This is a genomic window from Aequorivita nionensis (assembly GCF_046352995.1).
In the GTDB taxonomy this organism is placed as follows: Bacteria; Bacteroidota; Bacteroidia; order Flavobacteriales; family Flavobacteriaceae; genus Aequorivita; species Aequorivita nionensis.
Genome location: NZ_CP130281.1, coordinates 741,331 through 758,435 on the forward strand (window position 1 = coordinate 741,331; position 17,105 = coordinate 758,435).

General features: G+C 38.6%; 11 protein-coding genes. 2 read left to right on the forward strand and 9 right to left on the reverse strand.

The window, feature by feature from the left end:
* Together Q2U82_RS03350 and Q2U82_RS03355 are read right to left on the reverse strand one after the other, a co-directional pair.
* Positions 1 to 3,066, reverse strand: a complete 3,066-nt coding sequence (locus Q2U82_RS03350) for a TAT-variant-translocated molybdopterin oxidoreductase (RefSeq protein ID WP_410006310.1) — start codon at positions 3,064 to 3,066, stop codon at positions 1 to 3.
* A gap of 30 nt (positions 3,067 to 3,096) precedes the next feature.
* Positions 3,097 to 4,392 (reverse strand): c-type cytochrome, encoded by a 1,296-nt coding sequence (locus Q2U82_RS03355; protein ID WP_410006311.1) that lies wholly within the window; start codon positions 4,390 to 4,392, stop codon positions 3,097 to 3,099.
* Positions 4,393 to 4,616: 224 nt separating this feature from the next.
* Here Q2U82_RS03355 and Q2U82_RS03360 point away from each other — a divergent pair, with 224 nt between their 5' ends.
* On the forward strand, positions 4,617 to 5,012 hold the full coding sequence (locus Q2U82_RS03360; protein ID WP_410006312.1) for an SPOR domain-containing protein: 396 nt from the start codon (positions 4,617 to 4,619) through the stop codon (positions 5,010 to 5,012).
* A gap of 5 nt (positions 5,013 to 5,017) precedes the next feature.
* Here Q2U82_RS03360 and Q2U82_RS03365 read toward each other — a convergent pair whose 3' ends face one another.
* From Q2U82_RS03365 to rimP, 4 genes are all read right to left on the reverse strand, one after another.
* Positions 5,018 to 7,525 (reverse strand): DUF5916 domain-containing protein, encoded by a 2,508-nt coding sequence (locus Q2U82_RS03365; RefSeq protein WP_410006313.1) that lies wholly within the window; start codon positions 7,523 to 7,525, stop codon positions 5,018 to 5,020.
* A 135-nt stretch (positions 7,526 to 7,660) separates the two neighbouring features.
* Positions 7,661 to 10,414, reverse strand: coding sequence for a translation initiation factor IF-2 (infB, locus tag Q2U82_RS03370; RefSeq protein WP_410006314.1), 2,754 nt, complete (start codon positions 10,412 to 10,414; stop codon positions 7,661 to 7,663).
* A 60-nt stretch (positions 10,415 to 10,474) separates the two neighbouring features.
* Complete coding sequence (nusA, locus tag Q2U82_RS03375; protein WP_068761465.1) at positions 10,475 to 11,707, reverse strand: transcription termination factor NusA; 1,233 nt, start codon at positions 11,705 to 11,707, stop codon at positions 10,475 to 10,477.
* A gap of 10 nt (positions 11,708 to 11,717) precedes the next feature.
* Positions 11,718 to 12,182 (reverse strand): ribosome assembly cofactor RimP, encoded by a 465-nt coding sequence (gene rimP / locus Q2U82_RS03380; RefSeq protein WP_410006315.1) that lies wholly within the window; start codon positions 12,180 to 12,182, stop codon positions 11,718 to 11,720.
* Positions 12,183 to 12,339: 157 nt separating this feature from the next.
* On the opposite strand from rimP, the gene Q2U82_RS03385 reads away from it, so the two are divergent.
* The gene (locus Q2U82_RS03385; RefSeq protein WP_410006316.1) at positions 12,340 to 13,161 is read left to right on the forward strand and encodes a universal stress protein; all 822 of its coding nucleotides are present in this window, start codon (positions 12,340 to 12,342) and stop codon (positions 13,159 to 13,161) included.
* A 20-nt stretch (positions 13,162 to 13,181) separates the two neighbouring features.
* On the opposite strand, the gene Q2U82_RS03390 is transcribed toward Q2U82_RS03385, so the two are convergent.
* From Q2U82_RS03390 to Q2U82_RS03400, 3 genes are all read right to left on the reverse strand, one after another.
* Entirely contained in the window at positions 13,182 to 14,474 is a 1,293-nt protein-coding gene (locus Q2U82_RS03390) for a phenylacetate--CoA ligase family protein (RefSeq protein WP_410006317.1), read from the reverse strand.
* 74 nt (positions 14,475 to 14,548) lie between these two features.
* Positions 14,549 to 16,207 carry a C45 family autoproteolytic acyltransferase/hydolase gene (locus Q2U82_RS03395; protein ID WP_410006318.1) on the reverse strand — a complete coding sequence of 553 codons (1,659 nt, stop codon included), beginning with the start codon at positions 16,205 to 16,207 and terminating at the stop codon, positions 14,549 to 14,551.
* A 1-nt stretch (position 16,208) separates the two neighbouring features.
* A complete protein-coding gene (locus Q2U82_RS03400; RefSeq protein WP_202337772.1) occupies positions 16,209 to 17,096 on the reverse strand; it encodes a cupin-like domain-containing protein in 888 nt (295 codons plus the stop codon).
* Positions 17,097 to 17,105: the final 9 nt, after the last annotated feature.

The window sequence follows — 17,105 nt, forward strand, 5'->3', positions numbered from 1 at the left end:
TTATGCTTCCGAGGTGTTTTTTACGATCATGTGATAGAAAACATTTGGTTTGGTACCTACATTTTCTAAAAGATGATACATACGGTCATCATTTTTCAACCTTACTATTTCGGAATCTTTATCATTTACATCCCCAAACACCATGGCTCCGGTCTCGCAGGCACTTGAACAAGCAGTATGGAATTCACCATCTTTTATTGCTCTTCCTTCGCGCTTAGCATCAAGGATTGTTTTTTGTGTCATTTGGATACACATAGAACATTTTTCCATAACCCCCCTAGAACGCACTACCACATCTGGGTTAAGCACCATTCTTCCTAGATCATTGTTCATGTTGTAATCAAATTCATCGTTTTCATTATATAAAAACCAGTTGAAACGACGTACTTTATATGGACAGTTGTTTGCGCAGTAACGTGTACCCACACAACGGTTGTAAGCCATATGGTTTTGTCCTTGACGACCATGTGATGTTGCCGCAACTGGGCAAACAGTTTCACAAGGAGCATGGTTACAATGCTGGCACATTACTGGTTGGAATGCAACCTGTGGATTTTCATAAGCTGGCACTTCTACCACTTTATAACTGTCAAAAGCAGGAAGATTTTCAAGTTTTTCAATTTCTTCTTTAAAAGTTTCCCCTGCAGAATAATATCTATCAATACGCAACCAGTGCATATCACGGAATTTTCTAATTTCATCCTTACCAACAACTGGAACGTTATTCTCAGCGTGACAAGCAATAACACAAGCTCCACAACCTGTACAAGCATTTAAATCTATGGAAAGATTGAAATGATGCCCAATGGTTTCATCAAAAGGACTCCAAATATCAGCCTTTTTATCACGAACTGAAATTGCACTGTGGTCGTAATCGGTTACTGGAACAGCATTGAAGTATTCTTTATCTTTTGTGTTGAAAATTTCAAGCGTAGTATCTTTTATAATATCTTCACTTCGACCCGCCATAGTGCTCTGCAATTGTACGCAGGCAAATTCATGTGTTCCGCTAGCTTTTTCAATATTTACTTTTTGAACTGAAGAAAAGTTTTGATACAGCGGGTAAGCATTCACACCCGTCTGCATTTCTTCTTGAATAGCAGCTGTTTTTCCATAACCCAAAGCCATACCGACAGAGCCTTTAGCCTGTCCAGGCTGGATAATAACGGGAACATTTTCAAGCACTACATTGCCCATTGTTATATTTACATAACTTCCGTTCAATGCGCCATTGGAAACGTGATAATTTTCAAGACCCAACGCTTCTGCATCAACAGCTGATACTGTAAGGTAATTGTCCCAAGATGCTCTTGTTATAGGATCTGGAAATTCTTGCAACCAAGGATTATTGGCTTGTTGACCATCTCCTAAACCTGTTGAAGTATATAAAGTAAGTTCATAAGCGCCATCTTGTGAAAGTGCTGAGAGCGCACCGTTAGAAGTGCTTTCCTCCATTACACCAACTCCTTCAGCAGTAGGCTTCACTTCTTCCATTATCATTTCGGCACTACTCACTAAAACACCAGCTTCCAAAGCTTTATTCCATGAGCCACCTTCCAAAATAGAAGCAGTCCAGTTTTCCTTTATATAATCATAATATTTTGGTGCTTTGCCTGTCCATTGCATCAAACAGTCTTGAAACTGACGTGTGTTGAATAACGGACGAATTGTTGGCTGCATAAGGCTATAGGTACCTTTTTTTATTTGTGCATCACCCCATGATTCTAAATAGTGTGGCGTTGCGGCTACCATTTTTGCCAATGAAGCTGTTTCGTCTTGTTTCATTGCAAAAGCAAGACTCAATTCAAGCTTTTTATATGCTTCAGCAAATTCTAAATTATTTGGCAATGAGTAAACAGGATTCACACCAACCGTAATAAGACCTTTTATACTTCCTGAAACTACGCCATTAACAACGCTCATTACTTCGGTATTACTTCCCTGTCTAATAAGTAATGGCTTGTTAACGTCCATCGCTTCACTATTAGCATTGAAATTCAAAGCCATGGTTTGTGATTCAACATCTGGCAAACTAGTTACCAACAATGCCCTACTCCCAGCTTTTTGGAGTTGTGCTTTTGCCTTGTTTACAGCATCGGCAATATTTTCCGGTAAGCCTGAAGCACTTCCGCCTGTCAATGCTTTAAGAATTTGTATTTGTTGTGAGGGAGTTGCTAAAACACGTTTATCTGCTTTACCTCCAGTTAATGTAAGGTTAGCCTCAAACTGAATATGTCTAGAAATTTTTCCATTTTTAGGAATTCTTCCCTGCGCATAGCTTTTGCTATAGCTTCCGCCCTGCCAATCTCCCAAGAAATCTGCACCAACAGAAACAATTACATCTGCTTTTGAAAAATCGTAATCTGGCAATGCACGGGTTCCGTATTTATTTTGGAAAGCGTCCAAAGCTCCTGAACAAGAAACGCTATCATAAACAACGTGGCGTACGTTTGGATATTTAGCTGTAAATTCAGAAATTAATTTTGATGTTGAAGGACTTGCGAAAGTTTGGGTAAGCAAAACAACATCTTTTCCCGCCATTCCATCAAGTTTCTGGGCAACTGCAGTATCAAATTCGGCCCAGTTAACTTCAGCTCCGTCCACTATTGGACCGGTTAATCTATTTTTATCATATAATGAAAGCACTGAAGCATGCACACGTGCATTAACACTTCCGCCATTCAATGCTAAATCATTTCTTTCAATCTTAATAGGGCGACCTTCGCGTGTTTTAACCAAAATATTGGCGAAATCAAAACCATCGGCCATTGTGGAAGCGTAATAATTCGCAACTCCAGGAACAATTTCATCTGGTTGAATAACGTAAGGAATTGACTTAATCACAGGGCCTTCGCAAGCAGCCAAAGTAGCGGCAGCTGTAGTAAAGCCCACATATTTTAAGAAATCACGACGTGTGGTTGAAGAAGTTTCTAAGGCTTCTTTATTGCCAAGAAATTCGTCCGTTGGTATTTCGGTTACAAATTCATTGTCTTGCAGCGCCTTAACAATTGCGCTGTCTTCGTTCAGCTCTTCAACACTTTTCCAGTATTTCTTGTTTGATGCCATATTAGTATATGTAATAATCCTTTTAATTAATTAATAGTGACATTTGCCACATTCCAATCCACCCATTTCGGCGATTGTAAGCTTTTCAACGCCATATTTTTTAGAAAGCTCTTCGTGTATCTTGGCGTAATATTCATTGGACTCCAAGTTTACATTTGTTTCTTTATGGCAATTGATACACCAGCCCATTGTAAGTGGCGCAAACTGCTCAACAACTTCCATGGTCTGAATTTCTCCGTGACAAGTTTGGCAAGCCACACCAGCCACTGTTACGTGCTGTGAATGGTTGAAATAAACAAAGTCAGGAAGGTTATGGATTCTAACCCATTTAACTGGCTCAGTTTTTCCAGTGTATTGTTGATTGGCAGCGTCCCAACCTACAGCTTTGTATAGTTTGGCAATTTCGCCATCGTAAAATTCTTTTGAGTATTCTTCTGTAGCTGTTTCCGGCGCAACTTCTGAAATGTTTTTATGACAGTTCATACAAACATTCAATGATGGTATGCCTGAAGTCTTGCTCTTTCTTGCAGAACTGTGGCAATAGTTACAGTCTATCTGGTTATCGCCAGCGTGGATTTTGTGTGAATAGTGAATTGGTTGCACCGGAGCATAACCTTGATCCACACCCACTTGCATTAAATAGCCATAAGCAAAATATCCAGCCGCAAGTATCATAAAAATAGACACAACCAAAACTAAGAACTGATTTTGGACAAAAGCTTTCCAAATCGGAGTACGCTTTTCTTTTTCCTCATATTCAACACCATTGGCTTCTGCAATTCTTTTTAAAGTATTTGTTACCAAATAAAGCATGATTACCAGCAACAAGAATATAAGCGCCAAAGCACCTAACACCAATCCGTTTGAAACTGAGTCACCATCGCCTGTTGAAGCTCCTGCCGCCACATCAGTAGTAGCATTCGCGGCCGGTACAGCTTTAGGCTGACTTGTATAGGCGAGAATGTTGTCAATATCCGCATCTGACAATGCTGGAAAAGGAGTCATTATAGCCTTATTGTTTTCCTCAAATATTTTTACAGCTATTGGATCACCATCAGCAATTAAAGCTTGACTGTTTTTAACCCACTTGTGAATCCAATCACGATCATACTTATCTGCAACCCCTCTTAGTGCGGGCCCCACAGCTTTTGCATCCATCTTGTGACACGCAGCACAGTTGGCCTTAAACAAAGATTCTCCAGCAGCAACATCACCTCCTGGCGCTGCGGCATCCTGGGAATATATGGTAGTTGAAAAAGTTAGTGAAAACACTAACAGAAGAAATGGCAATTTTGAGCGTAGATGTATAAAATTCACCTTTTTCATACTAATGGTTAAATTATGGTCGATAGTTTGGAACAGAATTAGTTACGAACAAATGTAATCATAATGCTCATTCTGCACCACAAATAAAGCAGCAAAAGTACATTATTAAGTCGATTTTGAAAATGCAAATAAAGTGTTAACTATTAATTTATATTTGTTCTAAATAATATTTTCCCACTTCACGAAGTTATTAAGTTTTACATTTGCACTAAATAAAGATTTTTATGAATTCGCATACTTTTCCCAAACTTTTTGTTACCAGTATTTTAATATTACTTGTTTCCGCCAAGAGCATTGCGCAAAGTGCAACTTTAACAGTAAATCAAGACCCGAAAATCATTCAACTACTTGAATTGAAAAAAAATCTTGAAAAAGAACGTGAGTTTTCTGATGGATACACTATACAATTATATTATGGTGAATTGGACAAAGCAAACCAAACCCTTAGAAAATATAAAGGAAGCTATAGCAACTGGCCAGCATCCATTGAATACGAAACTCCAAATTATAAAGTTTGGGCAGGAAACTTTGCTTCGCGAATTGAAGCAGAACGCGCATTGATTGAAATTCAAAAAAGTTTTTCTTCAGCCTTTATTTTGAAACCCGAAAGGCGAAAATAAAAGTTTTAGTGCCTTAAATTCCTTTTGTCAAAGAAAGCAGATTTGTTCATTTTTTCATTTTGTAATGATAGGCTAACATCATTCGTTTTTTTATTTGGCCCAAACCAGTTTTTTAATCTATTATAGTCTAAATAGTAGCTCACGCGCAACGACAAACTATTAAGTTGTGGTTCCTCAAATAAATTATTGAAATTGTTTGAAAAATTAATTCGCGAATCACTCAAATAATTTTCCATTGCATTTCTGTACAAAAGGGTAAGTTGGCTACCTGGCGCAAACCACCATGAAAAGCGAAGGTCTATGTTCCAACTATTATAAGTTGCATCCCTGTCTTCATCATAAAATGGATTTTCAAAAAGCTCGCCGTCATTTTGCAAAGTGAAGAATTTGCTGTATTCCACTTCAGAATAATAGTGGCGGAAAGATAAATTGAGCGCCATCTTATTGTTGAAAATATATTGAGATTCCAAAGAATTTATGATCGTGTTTCTATCGCGTGTTCCAAAAATTATATCGTCATTTTCTAAATCTACAAATCCTTCTTCTTTATCAGAAAGAATCACGTTTGTACTAAAAAACATCTTTAATTTGTCTGAAACGCGATATTGTGGTCTTAGTTCAAGTCTCAATTCACCTCGTCCTTGCTGGTTATATTTATACCAGTCAATAGTTAAATCGGTCGCTAATTTTTTTCTGTAATCAGTAGAAATCCATCCCCAAACATTGTAATAATCTGGAACTTTCACGTAATGACCCTCTACTCTCGGCTCGTAAATATCATTTTTTCCAAAAGGTGTCATTTCGAATCCACCTCCAAAACCCAAAAATTTTTTCGTTGTAAAACTTGAGTTAAAGTTGAAAATAAAATTGTTGTAAAGATCCGTTTCCAGTCTTCGGAAATAATTCAAATTGAAATTAAGATAAAGATTATTCAAAAATCCTTTTGGCTGAAGATAGCGGTAACCGTAATAACCCGCATAATTAATATAATTTGTATTGCTGGAATAGCCCAAATCATTTATATCATAATCCTTCGTCCTAAAATTGATTTCGCCCGAAACACGGTGCTTGCCACTTATTTTTGTCATTCCTGCGCCTCCTTCCATTCCAAATTTTTCGCTATCGTCCTTTACCCAACTTCCTTCAGCATTCGCAAAATAATTAAATGTGTTTTTCTTGTTTGTAAGGTCCATATATAATCCCGTGGCGTTTGCATCCCTAAAATCGCCTTCACGAATAACGTTTGTATTCACAAATGACACAGAGGAATTATCCCCAAAACGCTGGTCCAAAACCAAAATGTTATAGTTAGCCAAAGGCTCCACCAATTCTTTTCGGGTCTCATTGGTTTCGGTGTTTTTTATATCTGCATACGTTCTTTCGGTAATTGCGTTAAAAACACCAATTCCCAAGTTGCCATCGGTTCTTCCTGAAATTTTGAACGCATTTATTAAATCTACGGAAGAAGGATAATTTTCAATCTCTTCATTTTCCGAAAGATTTGGAAAACCAGAAGGATATCCGCCAACGCGTCGCGAATAAAAAAGATTTCCTTTGGTGAAAAGTTCGGTTCCTTCCGTAAAAAAAGGGCGGTTTTCTTGATATTGCACCTCAAAAGCCGAAAGATTTAAAACCTCAGCATCAAATTTGGATTGTCCAAAATCAGGAATCAAAACCATATCCAGCGTGAAAGCATCATTTATTCCATATTTAAGATCCATTCCACCATTGATTATGGTTTCAGTTTTTCCATCAAAATCATTAACATAGGCCGAGATATATGGCTGAAAAGAAAGTCGAGTGGGCGATTGCACGTTCTCAATACCATAAATCTCACCATCATAAATAGAAAACGATCCTTTGGCATTGTTTACGGGACTCCAACTATATCTAGTTCGGGTTCTACGAAATTCCCGTTCCATATTTAACCCCCATAATTGTATGTTTTTATTGGGAAACCGCATTTCTGAATAAGGTATAAAAATTTCAGCCACCCAGCCGTCATCATTAATTTTCACGGCGCTATACCAGATTCCGTTCCAAGAACTATCTTCATTTTCATTGGTCATTTTCGCGTCATACTGGACGCCCGCGGCGGTTACTATAAACTGCAAACTTTGTTGTCTGTCGTTATAACCGTTTAGAAGAATAAAGAAAAAATCATCATTGCCAATGCCATCGCGTTCCGTAAGTTCTTTTAAAATTTTATCCGGTTCGGGATCTTTCATAGTTGCGCCGAAATAGATTCCCAAATCATCATAAACAATTTTCACATCGGTCCTTAAACTATCGGCAATCAGTTTTCCATTGTTGGGTTGCCTTTCTACAAAGTCTGTAGCTATTGGCGCATTTTGCCATACCGCATCATTTAAATTCCCGTCAATTTTTGGCGCTTCCGTGATGCGCGGAATTGTAATTTTTTTTCTTGGAATGCTATCATTTGTCTGTGAAAAAGAAACGCAGCTTATTGAAAGAAATACAAAAAGAAGAATACTCTTTAATGGAAAATTCATTTGGTTGGCTTTTCATAATAGACATAGAAAAAAAGCTGGTGTTACACTTCATTTGAAAAATTTCATTTATAAAAATGAAAAAGCCTTGAAAAAATTGATTTTCAAGGCTTTTAAAAAATTTCATTTTTTGTTGAATTACTTCAACTTTTTCTTCACTGCAACTTCTTGGAACGCTTCAATAATGTCGTTCTCATAGATGTCATTGTAGTTTTTAATCTGAATACCGCAATCGTATCCTTTGGCTACTTCCTTCACATCGTCTTTAAATCGTTTCAAAGAAGCCAATTCGCCCGTGTAAACTACCACGCCTTCGCGGATAAGACGAATTCCAGAGTTTCGGAATATTTTTCCGGTCAATACCATACAACCTGCAATGGTTCCCACTTTCGAAATTTTGAAAGTTTCGCGAATTTCAGCTGTACCAGTAATTTCTTCCTTCATTTCTGGGGAAAGCATACCTTCCATCGCATCTTTTACGTCATTAATGGCGTCATAGATGATAGAATATGTACGGATATCTATTTCTTCCTTATCTGCAATTTGGCGTGCGTTACCCATTGGACGAACGTTGAAGCCAATAATAATTGCATCTGAAGCAGAAGCAAGAAGCACATCACTTTCTGTGATTGGACCTACTGCTTTATGGATTATATTAACTTGAATTTCTTCAGTAGAAAGTTTTTGGAACGAATCTGTCAATGCTTCCACAGAACCGTCCACGTCACCTTTAAGGATAATGTTTAATTCCTTGAAATCACCAAGAGCGATACGTCTTCCAATTTCATCAAGTGTAATGTGTCTTTGTGTTCTTACAGACTGCTCACGTTGAAGTTGTGTACGTTTTGTAGCAATTGCCTTAGCTTCACGTTCATCTTCAAATACATTGAATTTATCTCCCGCTTGTGGTGCACCGTCCAAACCAAGAACCGATACTGGAGTTGATGGTCCTGCTTCTTTCACGTTGTTGCCACGTTCATCCTGCATTGCTTTAACCTTTCCGCTGTTTTGTCCGGCAAGAACATAATCACCTACTTTAAGTGTTCCGCCCTGAACCAATACAGTTGAAACATACCCACGACCTTTGTCTAGGAATGCTTCCACCACGGTACCATTTGCTTGTCGGTTCGGGTTTGCAGTTAGTTCAAGCAATTCAGCTTCAAGCAATACTTTTTCAAGCAATTCTTTTACGCCCTCCCCTGTTTTTGCAGAAATATCTTGTGATTGTATTTTTCCGCCCCAATCTTCAACCAAAAGGTTCATCTGTGCAAGTCCTTCTTTTATCTTATCAGGATTTGCGTTGGGTTTGTCTATTTTATTAATTGCGAAAACTATTGGAACACCCGCTGCCTGTGCGTGGCTGATAGCTTCTTTGGTTTGTGGCATAATATCATCATCCGCTGCAACCACAATAATTGCAAGGTCAGTAACCTGAGCCCCACGAGCACGCATCGCTGTAAATGCCTCGTGACCTGGAGTATCCAGGAATGCTATTTTTTGTCCACCATCCAGTTCTACACCGTAAGCTCCAATGTGTTGTGTGATTCCACCAGATTCTCCTGCAATTACGTTTTCTTTTCGAATGTAATCCAAAAGCGAAGTTTTACCGTGGTCAACGTGACCCATTACGGTAACGATAGGAGCTCTTGGCTCAAGATCTTCTGGAGCATCAATATTTTGGTCTATTGATTCCTCAATATCAGCAGTTACAAATTCTACTTCATAACCAAATTCTTCAGCAACTATACTTAAGGTTTCAGCATCTAAACGCTGGTTCATCGTCACCATCATTCCCAAACTCATACAAGCTGAAATAATCTTGGTAACAGGAACATCCATCATTGTTGCCATCTCGCTGGCAGTAACAAACTCAGTAACTTTTATAAGTTTATTATCTGCTTCTTGTTGGGCAAGTTCGTCAGATTTTTGACGGTGGGTATCACGTTTTTCACGACGATACTTAGCGCCTTTCCCTTTAGATGATTTCCCTTGAAGTTTTTCTAAGGTTTCACGTACTTGTTTTTGTACTTCTTCCTCACTTGGCTCTTCTTTTGGTGCTGTACTTCTACCTTTTCTGGCAGGGCCTCGGTTATCTTTAAAGTTGTTTCCACCTCCAGAAGTTCCATTTTTTGGGGCTTCCTTACTTATACGGCGTCTTTTTCCTTTTTTATCTTTCTTATCATCAGCCTTAGGATCTTTTTTCTTTTCCGGTTTTTTGAACTGGGTAAGATCTATTTTCTGTCCAGTAAAGTTAGGCCCATCAAGTTTACGATATTGGGTTGTAACCGTGTCTGATTCTTTTGGAGTTTCTTCCTTAACTTCCTCTTTTGCAACTTCAACTTCCTTAACCTTTTCAGCAGGTTTTTCAACCTTCTCTTCTTTAGCGGGAGCAACAGCTTTTTCTTCTGCCTTTTCAGCTTTAGGCTGTTCAGCTACAACTTCAGGTTTTTCTACTTTTTCTTCTTTCTTGACTTCTTTAACCACTTTAGGCTCCGCAGGCTTTTCTTCAACTTTCGGTTCCTCTTTTTTGGTTTTTCCGGCATCAAGGTCAATTTTACCAACCTGTTTTGGACCGTCAAGTTTGGCCCCAGCTCTTATAACTTTGGAAGCCTCTTCTTTTTTATGCTTTTCTTCAAGCTCGCGCTCGCGCTCAATACGGAATTCTTCTTTCTCTTTGCGCTTTTCTTCGCCTACTTCTTTGGAAGCTACTTTCTTACTTTTGTCGGTTTCAAACTCTTCAAAAAGGACTTCGTATTCATCGCCCGTTATTTTGGTATTTGGACTTGCGTCCACATCGAACCCTTTGGAACTCAAAAATTCCACGGCACGATCCAACGAGATGTTGAACTCACGTAATACCTGACTTAGTCTTTTTGTTTTTACTTCAGCCATAAATGCTTTTTCCTGTTTTGTCTTTTTAAAAAATTTGTATAAAAGTAGTTAAACTTTCAACTACTCTTCAAATTCTTCTTTTAATATATTTATTACATCGCGTATGGTCTCTTCTTCCAAATCGGTTCGTTTAACCAAATCGTTGATGTCGTGCTCTAGCACGCTTTTAGCGGTATCTAAACCAATTTTATGGAATTCCTGGATAATCCAGCCTTCTATTTCATCAGAGAATTCAGTCAATTCCACATCTTCTTCTGCACCTTCGCGAAGCACATCAATTTCATAACCCGTCAATTGTCCCGCAAGGCGAATGTTGTGCCCGCCACGGCCAATTGCCTTGCTCACTTCCTCTGGGCGAAGAATAACCTCAGCGCGTTTTTTTGCTTCGTCAATTTTTACCGATGTAACTTTTGCAGGGCTAAGTGCTCTCGTAATATATAAGGTAAGATTGCTTGTGTAATTAATTACGTCTATATTTTCATTGCCAAGTTCACGAACAATTCCGTGAATTCGAGATCCTTTCATTCCCACACAAGCACCTACTGGGTCAATTCGGTCATCATAAGAATCTACAGCAACCTTTGCTTTTTCACCTGGAATACGCACTACTTTTTTAACTGTAATCAAACCGTCAAAAACTTCTGGTATTTCCTGTTCAAACAATTTTTCAAGGAAAACCGGGTTTGCGCGACTCATGATGATTGTTGGTTTGTTTCCTTTTAAATCAACACTTTCAATAATGCCTCGAACGTTGTCTCCTTTTCTGAAAAAATCTGAAGGAATTTGTTTTTCCTTCGGAAGAATTATTTCGTTGCCTTCATCATCCAAAAGAATAACCGCGCGGTGACGAATATGGTGAACTTCGGCAGTGTAAATTTCACCTTCAAGATCTTTAAACTGCTTGTAAATAATGGTATTGTCGTGCTCGTGTATTTTTGAAATAAGATTTTGACGAAGCGCCAAAATGGAACGGCGACCAAGGTCAATAAGTTTCACTTCTTCAGAAACGTCTTCACCTATTTCAAAATCGGGTTCAATTTTTTGAGCGGCACTTAATGAAATTTCCTCGTTTGGGTCTTCCACTTCACCATCAGCAACAACTATACGGTTTCTCCATATTTCAAGATCGCCCTTGTCTGGGTTCACAATAATATCAAAGTTGTCATCGCTTCCGTATTTTTTCTTCAATGCGTTTCTAAAAACGTCCTCAAGTATCGCCATTAGCGTTACTCTGTCTATTTGTTTATCGTCTTTAAATTCTGAAAAAGAATCGATCAGTGCTAAATTTTCCATATCAATCCAATTAAAATGTTATCATCACTTTTGCTTCCATAATATCTTTATAGGGCACGGTTGCCTCTTTTTGAACTGTAACTTTTCCCTTTCCAACAGGTTTGGGCTCGCGCGAAGACCATGTTAAGGTACAGTTTTCTTCGTTCGCGGAGATTAATTCTCCTTCAATTTTTTCGTCGTTTTTAATTTTCAACTTTAGGTTTCTGCCAATATTTTTTTTGTACTGCCTTGGCAATGTCAACGGTTCCGAAACGCCGGCTGACATCACTTCCAAAGAAAAATCATATTCCTCACGGTCCAAATTGTGTTCAATGGCGCGGCTAACCGCTATACAATCCTCTACTGTAACGCCTTTATCGCCGTCCAGAATGACCCGTATTTGGTTGTCTTCAGAAATATTTAGGTCGATCAAAAACAGTGATTTGTTTTCTTCCAGCGCATTTTCCAGCAGTTGTGCTACTCTTTCACGCATCATTTTAAGCTATAAAAAGAGGGGACTTTAGTCCCCTCAGATAATTTCGTATCAAATTCGGTGCAAATATACTATATTTTTTAATATTATAAAAACCAAGCCCAAACGATTTATTTTTGTAATTTAAGGGTTCAAAAAAAACACAACCAACTTATCATTTATGAAACGTATTCTTGTCCCTACAGATTTTTCAGAACAAGCAGAAAACGCGCTTAAAGTCGCCATAAAACTTGCTGAAAAACACAATAGTGAAATCTTTGTACTCCACTCTATGGAAATGCCGCTCCATTTGTCAACTTCTGGTGATTCAGGCAACCTTCCCGAGTCTCTTTTTTTTATAAAACTTGCTGAAAAACGCTTTGGGGACCTGCGGAAAAAGAAATACTTGGAAGGAGTTACATTAAACGAGGCCATAGGCCACAACGAGATATATGAAGACATTGAAGAGGCTTGTAAAAAAAATAACATAGATTTAATAGTAATGGGTTCCACGGGAGCTAGTGGTTTTAAGGAAATGTTTGTGGGAAGCAATACTGAAAAAGTGGTGCGAACTTCCAAAACTCCAGTACTCGTTATAAAAAACCATCATCAGGAATTTAATATAGCCGATTTTGTTTTTGCCACTGATTTTTCAGAGGAAGGTCGTGGAGCTTTGGACAAAGCACAAAAATTTGCAAAAAAGGTTGGAGCTAAGATGCATTTATTGTTTGTAAACACTCCCGCAAATTTTAAAACTACGCAACAAGCTCAAGCTATTATGGAAAATTTTATTAGAGGAATGGGCGTTGAAAATTATACGCTCAATATTTTCAACGACACTTCCGTTGAAAAAGGGATATTAAATTTTACACAACATATAAACGCTAAACTGATTGGGATGGGCACCCATGGCCGCAAAGGCATCTCGCACTTCTTTAATGGCAGCATCAGTGAAGATATGGTGAACCACGCCAATATGCCTGTGATTACTTTTAAAATTTAACCATTAAAATAATTTTTAACTTAAAGCCTGCGATCAATCAAATCGACAGGCTTTCTGCTTAATGGCGGAAAGCGAAGCATCTCAATTTCTTCAGGAGTTGCAAATTCAATTTTTGGTGCCACACGAAGTTTTGCCCGGAAATGGTCTTTTATTTCCAATAATAATAATTCCTCCGAAATGTTTTCCGAAGCAATTTTAATCAATATCTCATCCGTGCCCAATTCATTGTGAAAAATCTCGATGACGTAACTTTCAATCGTTGAAAAATCGTTCAAAATATTATACATCGCTGGCGGATACAGAGTTGTGCCTTTATATTTTATCATCTGCTTTTTGCGACCCACAACTGGGCCCAAACGCAGTGTATTTCTGCCACATTTACAAGATTCGCCATAAGATTGAACCATGTCGCCTGTTTTAAAACGCAACAACGGCATTGCTTCAACACCTAGAGTAGTTATGGTTAGTTCGCCCACTTCTCCCTTTGCAACAGGCAAATTATTGTCATCCAGAATTTCAGCAATTATAAGTTCGGGATGGTGGTGGCCACCATTGTGAATTTCACATTCGTTGAAAGCCGTACTCATTTCGGTGGAAGCATAGGTTGAAAAGAGCTCAATGTCCCAATCCTTTTTAATCTTTTTCGCCAAAATGTTTAGTGAAAAATCCTGTTCACGGATGGGTTCGCCTATGCAGATTGCGGCTTTAATGCCCGTGTTTTGTAAATCAATTTCGTGTTGCTGCGCATATTCAATCAATTTTAAGAGAAATGAAGGAACGGTAATTAAATAGGTGGGTTTAAATTTCAAAATGGAATCCCATTGCAATTCCGGAATGCCTGAACCCACGCGGATAATGCCCGAGCCAAGCTTTCGCGCTCCTAAAAAATACGCCAAACCGGCCATAAAACGGCGGTCCATCGTGGTCATTAATTGTAGCGTATCTTCTTTTCCTACCCCGCAACACGCAAAGGAAATCGCTTCGTTATAAGCCAAACGCTCCAAATCATTATCGGTCAATGCAAAAGTTACTGGATCGCCCAATGTACCCGAAGTGGTTACGTAGTCTATAATTTCAGTTTTTGGAACGCAAATGAAATCATCGTTGAATCTTTGAAGATGGTCTTTGGTCGTAACGGGAATCTTTTGAAGCTCCTCCAAAGTTTTAATTGCGGAAACTTGGATATTATGCTCTTTAAAAAAGCGCTTATAAAACGGCGAATTTTCATTCAAATAGCGAAGCGTTTCCTTCAGTTTTCCTTCCTGAAAGGCTTTTATTTCTGCAATTGACGATTTTTCTATTTTTGGAATCATATTCGTTTTTCTTTGCGTCCTCTGCGACTTTGCGGTGTCAATTTTACCACAGAGGCACAGAGAGCGCAGAGTTATTATTTCAATTTTTGAAGAAATTTTTCAATCTTCTCTCTGTCTGGAACCGTTGTAATCTCCTTGGCCAAAGCCTTTTTAAAAGCAATTTTCGCGGCGGCATCATATTTTTTTTCAAAGTAGTATTTTCCAGTTAAATAATAGGCTTTCCAATATTCAGGGTTTTTTTGTTGCAATGCGGTAAGTTTTTCTGCTGAAATAGTTTTCTTGTTTTCAATTGCCGCTTCCACTTCCCGCTCCAAAACTCGGTATTCTTCGTAATCTTTATATTCTTTTGAATGCACAAAAGGATCTTCGGAAATGTTTCCTTTTGAGTTTGAAATGGTTTTAGTTACCGGATTTCCTTCTCTATTTGCAAAAACTTCATCTAAATCATATTCCACAAATTCGCCCAACTGATACGGATTGGAAGAAACCCAAACCTTTCGGCTTTCGGGTTTAAAAACAATGCCGTGGTGCGCCAAAAGTTGGTTTAATGCTTTTTCATTGCCGAAACCAATTTCTTTGTCGTCCAATCCTTTTTTGTTCCGAAGAATGGCAACGGCATCTGCCACATTCAATTTCTCGTCTTCTGAAATCAATTCTTCCATCCTTTCAAAACGGTACATCGAGTGGCTTTCTTCAATCCATTTCAAATTGCGTTCGTCGTTTTTATAGGCCTCACTTTGAAAGTGGTTGCTGCAAATCAATTCATCCGTATTTTCAACTTCATAAACGCCGAAATTATCAGGTGCAACTTCAATGATTGCTGCTTTTTTATCTTTTGCACTGCCAACAAAAATAGCTTCGGAAACAAAAACTTCGCGCTTTTTTGCAATGGCAATTGCTTCATCAATGTTTGAGGCATATTGCAAAATCTCTCGTGTTACTATGGAAATGGGGGTTTTCGCAACCAACGGAATTTCAGATTTTCCAGCGTTTATCGTTACCGTCAATCCTTGGTCGTTCATCCCGGAAACCACGCCAATCATTCCGCCCCAAGTAACCGACATAAATTTATAGCCTTCGGAAGGGTTTACGAAAGCAATTATTTTTTCCTTCGCAAAATCGTCGCCTGCGTAAAAGTCGAAATTTCTGCCAATGAGCAATTCGCCATCCACGGTTTTATCGCCCCAAACGGCAAATGAGGAACAGCCCACGAGCATCAAATCCTGCATGGCGTGGCCAATATCGTGGGCGCCGTGCAGATAGAGCAACCGCAAATACGGCTCGCCAATCTCACTGAAATTGGAAGAGGAAAACTGCGAAAGCCCATAAATTTCAGCTTTGTATTCCTCGGGAATGTGCAGATACATTTTGCGATTGTACCACGCCAAAAATTTCCGAAGCAAATATTGCTGTGTTTTTGAAGGCACCAAATCTTCCACTTTATTGAAAAAAATAGCTTCCTGTTTCTGCATCAAATCCTGCGTGAGGCTTCCAGTAATTTTGCCTATTTGCAACGGGTTTCCTTCCACATAAAGTTCCCATTGGCCTTGTTTATTCTTTAAAAGAAAATTGTTTCCCGCTACAAAAGTGGAATCGTTAATTTTTACTTTTTCGGGAATTATTGCATCGTAACCACTTACATCAGGCCGATTGTGGATAGATTTTGAAACCCCGCATGAATTCAGAAAAAGAATCAAAAACGCAAGCGCGAATAATTTTTCCAAATATTTCATCTTAACTGGCTTGTTTTTTCAGTTTTGCTGCGCGACTATTGGTTTTTGAAAGTGTTTGATTTTCTTTATAATCAATCCATTTTTGCCCAAAGGATTTTCGCATAATGTTTTCAAAATGTCGCATTATGAAAACGTTGTAAAGCATATTGCCAAAACGCCCTAAATGCCGTGGAAACGCCCGGAGCGTCATCGAGAAACCGCCGTCCAGATATTTTATGTAATGCCAATAACCACTCGGCATATAAAGCGCATCGCCGTGTTTCATGGTTGCGTGCAGGCCTTCCAAATATTGCAGCGCGGGATATTTTTCAAAATCTGGATTGTCCAAATCTATAGTTTCCAAATTATGGACGGCAAACGGAATTTTATATAAATATTTAGTCTGTTTGGGCGAAAATAAAGTCACACTTTTAGTTCCCTGAAAGTGAAAATGCACCAAATCTGCCAAATCCATATCGTAGTGTGGCAGTACTTTGGAACCCTCGCCGCCGAAGAAAAGCACCGGAAGCCTTTTGAAGAATTTTAGGCCAATATCGGGATATTCAAAGTCTTTCAGCAGTTCGGGAAGCTTCACTTTTAAATCGTAAAAGAAAATGCGCAGGTCGGTGGGTTTGGTTTTTATCAGTTCAATATAATCCGCCATTTTCATTTCTGTTGCCGGTTCTGCGGAATTTTGTTTGCCTTTGGTAGGCTCGTTGTTGTAAAGTGGCACTATTTGGTCGCCCGCGTGTTGCTGGATGTAATCCAAATTCCATTTCTGAAAAGCTGCCCAGTTTTCCGTCAAACCCTCAATCAAAACAGGTTTTTGGGGTTTGTAATAATTTTTAATGAAATCCTCTTTTGAAATATTCCGGACTCTTTCAATCGGTGTTGTTTTGATATGTCCCATTTCCGAAAA

Bases quoted from the DNA above. Each gene is read 5' to 3' on its own strand.
- nusA (WP_068761465.1), bottom strand. From the start codon at position 11,707: ATGGAAAATTTAGCACTGATCGATTCTTTTTCAGAATTTAAAGACGAT.
- Q2U82_RS03395 (WP_410006318.1), bottom strand. From the start codon at position 16,207: ATGAAATATTTGGAAAAATTATTCGCGCTTGCGTTTTTGATTCTTTTT.
- Q2U82_RS03390 (WP_410006317.1), bottom strand. From the start codon at position 14,474: ATGATTCCAAAAATAGAAAAATCGTCAATTGCAGAAATAAAAGCCTTT.
- Q2U82_RS03400 (WP_202337772.1), bottom strand. From the start codon at position 17,096: ATGGGACATATCAAAACAACACCGATTGAAAGAGTCCGGAATATTTCA.
- Q2U82_RS03360 (WP_410006312.1), top strand. From the start codon at position 4,617: ATGAATTCGCATACTTTTCCCAAACTTTTTGTTACCAGTATTTTAATA.
- rimP (WP_410006315.1), bottom strand. From the start codon at position 12,182: ATGATGCGTGAAAGAGTAGCACAACTGCTGGAAAATGCGCTGGAAGAA.
- infB (WP_410006314.1), bottom strand. From the start codon at position 10,414: ATGGCTGAAGTAAAAACAAAAAGACTAAGTCAGGTATTACGTGAGTTC.
- Q2U82_RS03350 (WP_410006310.1), bottom strand. From the start codon at position 3,066: ATGGCATCAAACAAGAAATACTGGAAAAGTGTTGAAGAGCTGAACGAA.
- Q2U82_RS03355 (WP_410006311.1), bottom strand. From the start codon at position 4,392: ATGAAAAAGGTGAATTTTATACATCTACGCTCAAAATTGCCATTTCTT.
- Q2U82_RS03385 (WP_410006316.1), top strand. From the start codon at position 12,340: ATGAAACGTATTCTTGTCCCTACAGATTTTTCAGAACAAGCAGAAAAC.
- Q2U82_RS03365 (WP_410006313.1), bottom strand. From the start codon at position 7,525: ATGAATTTTCCATTAAAGAGTATTCTTCTTTTTGTATTTCTTTCAATA.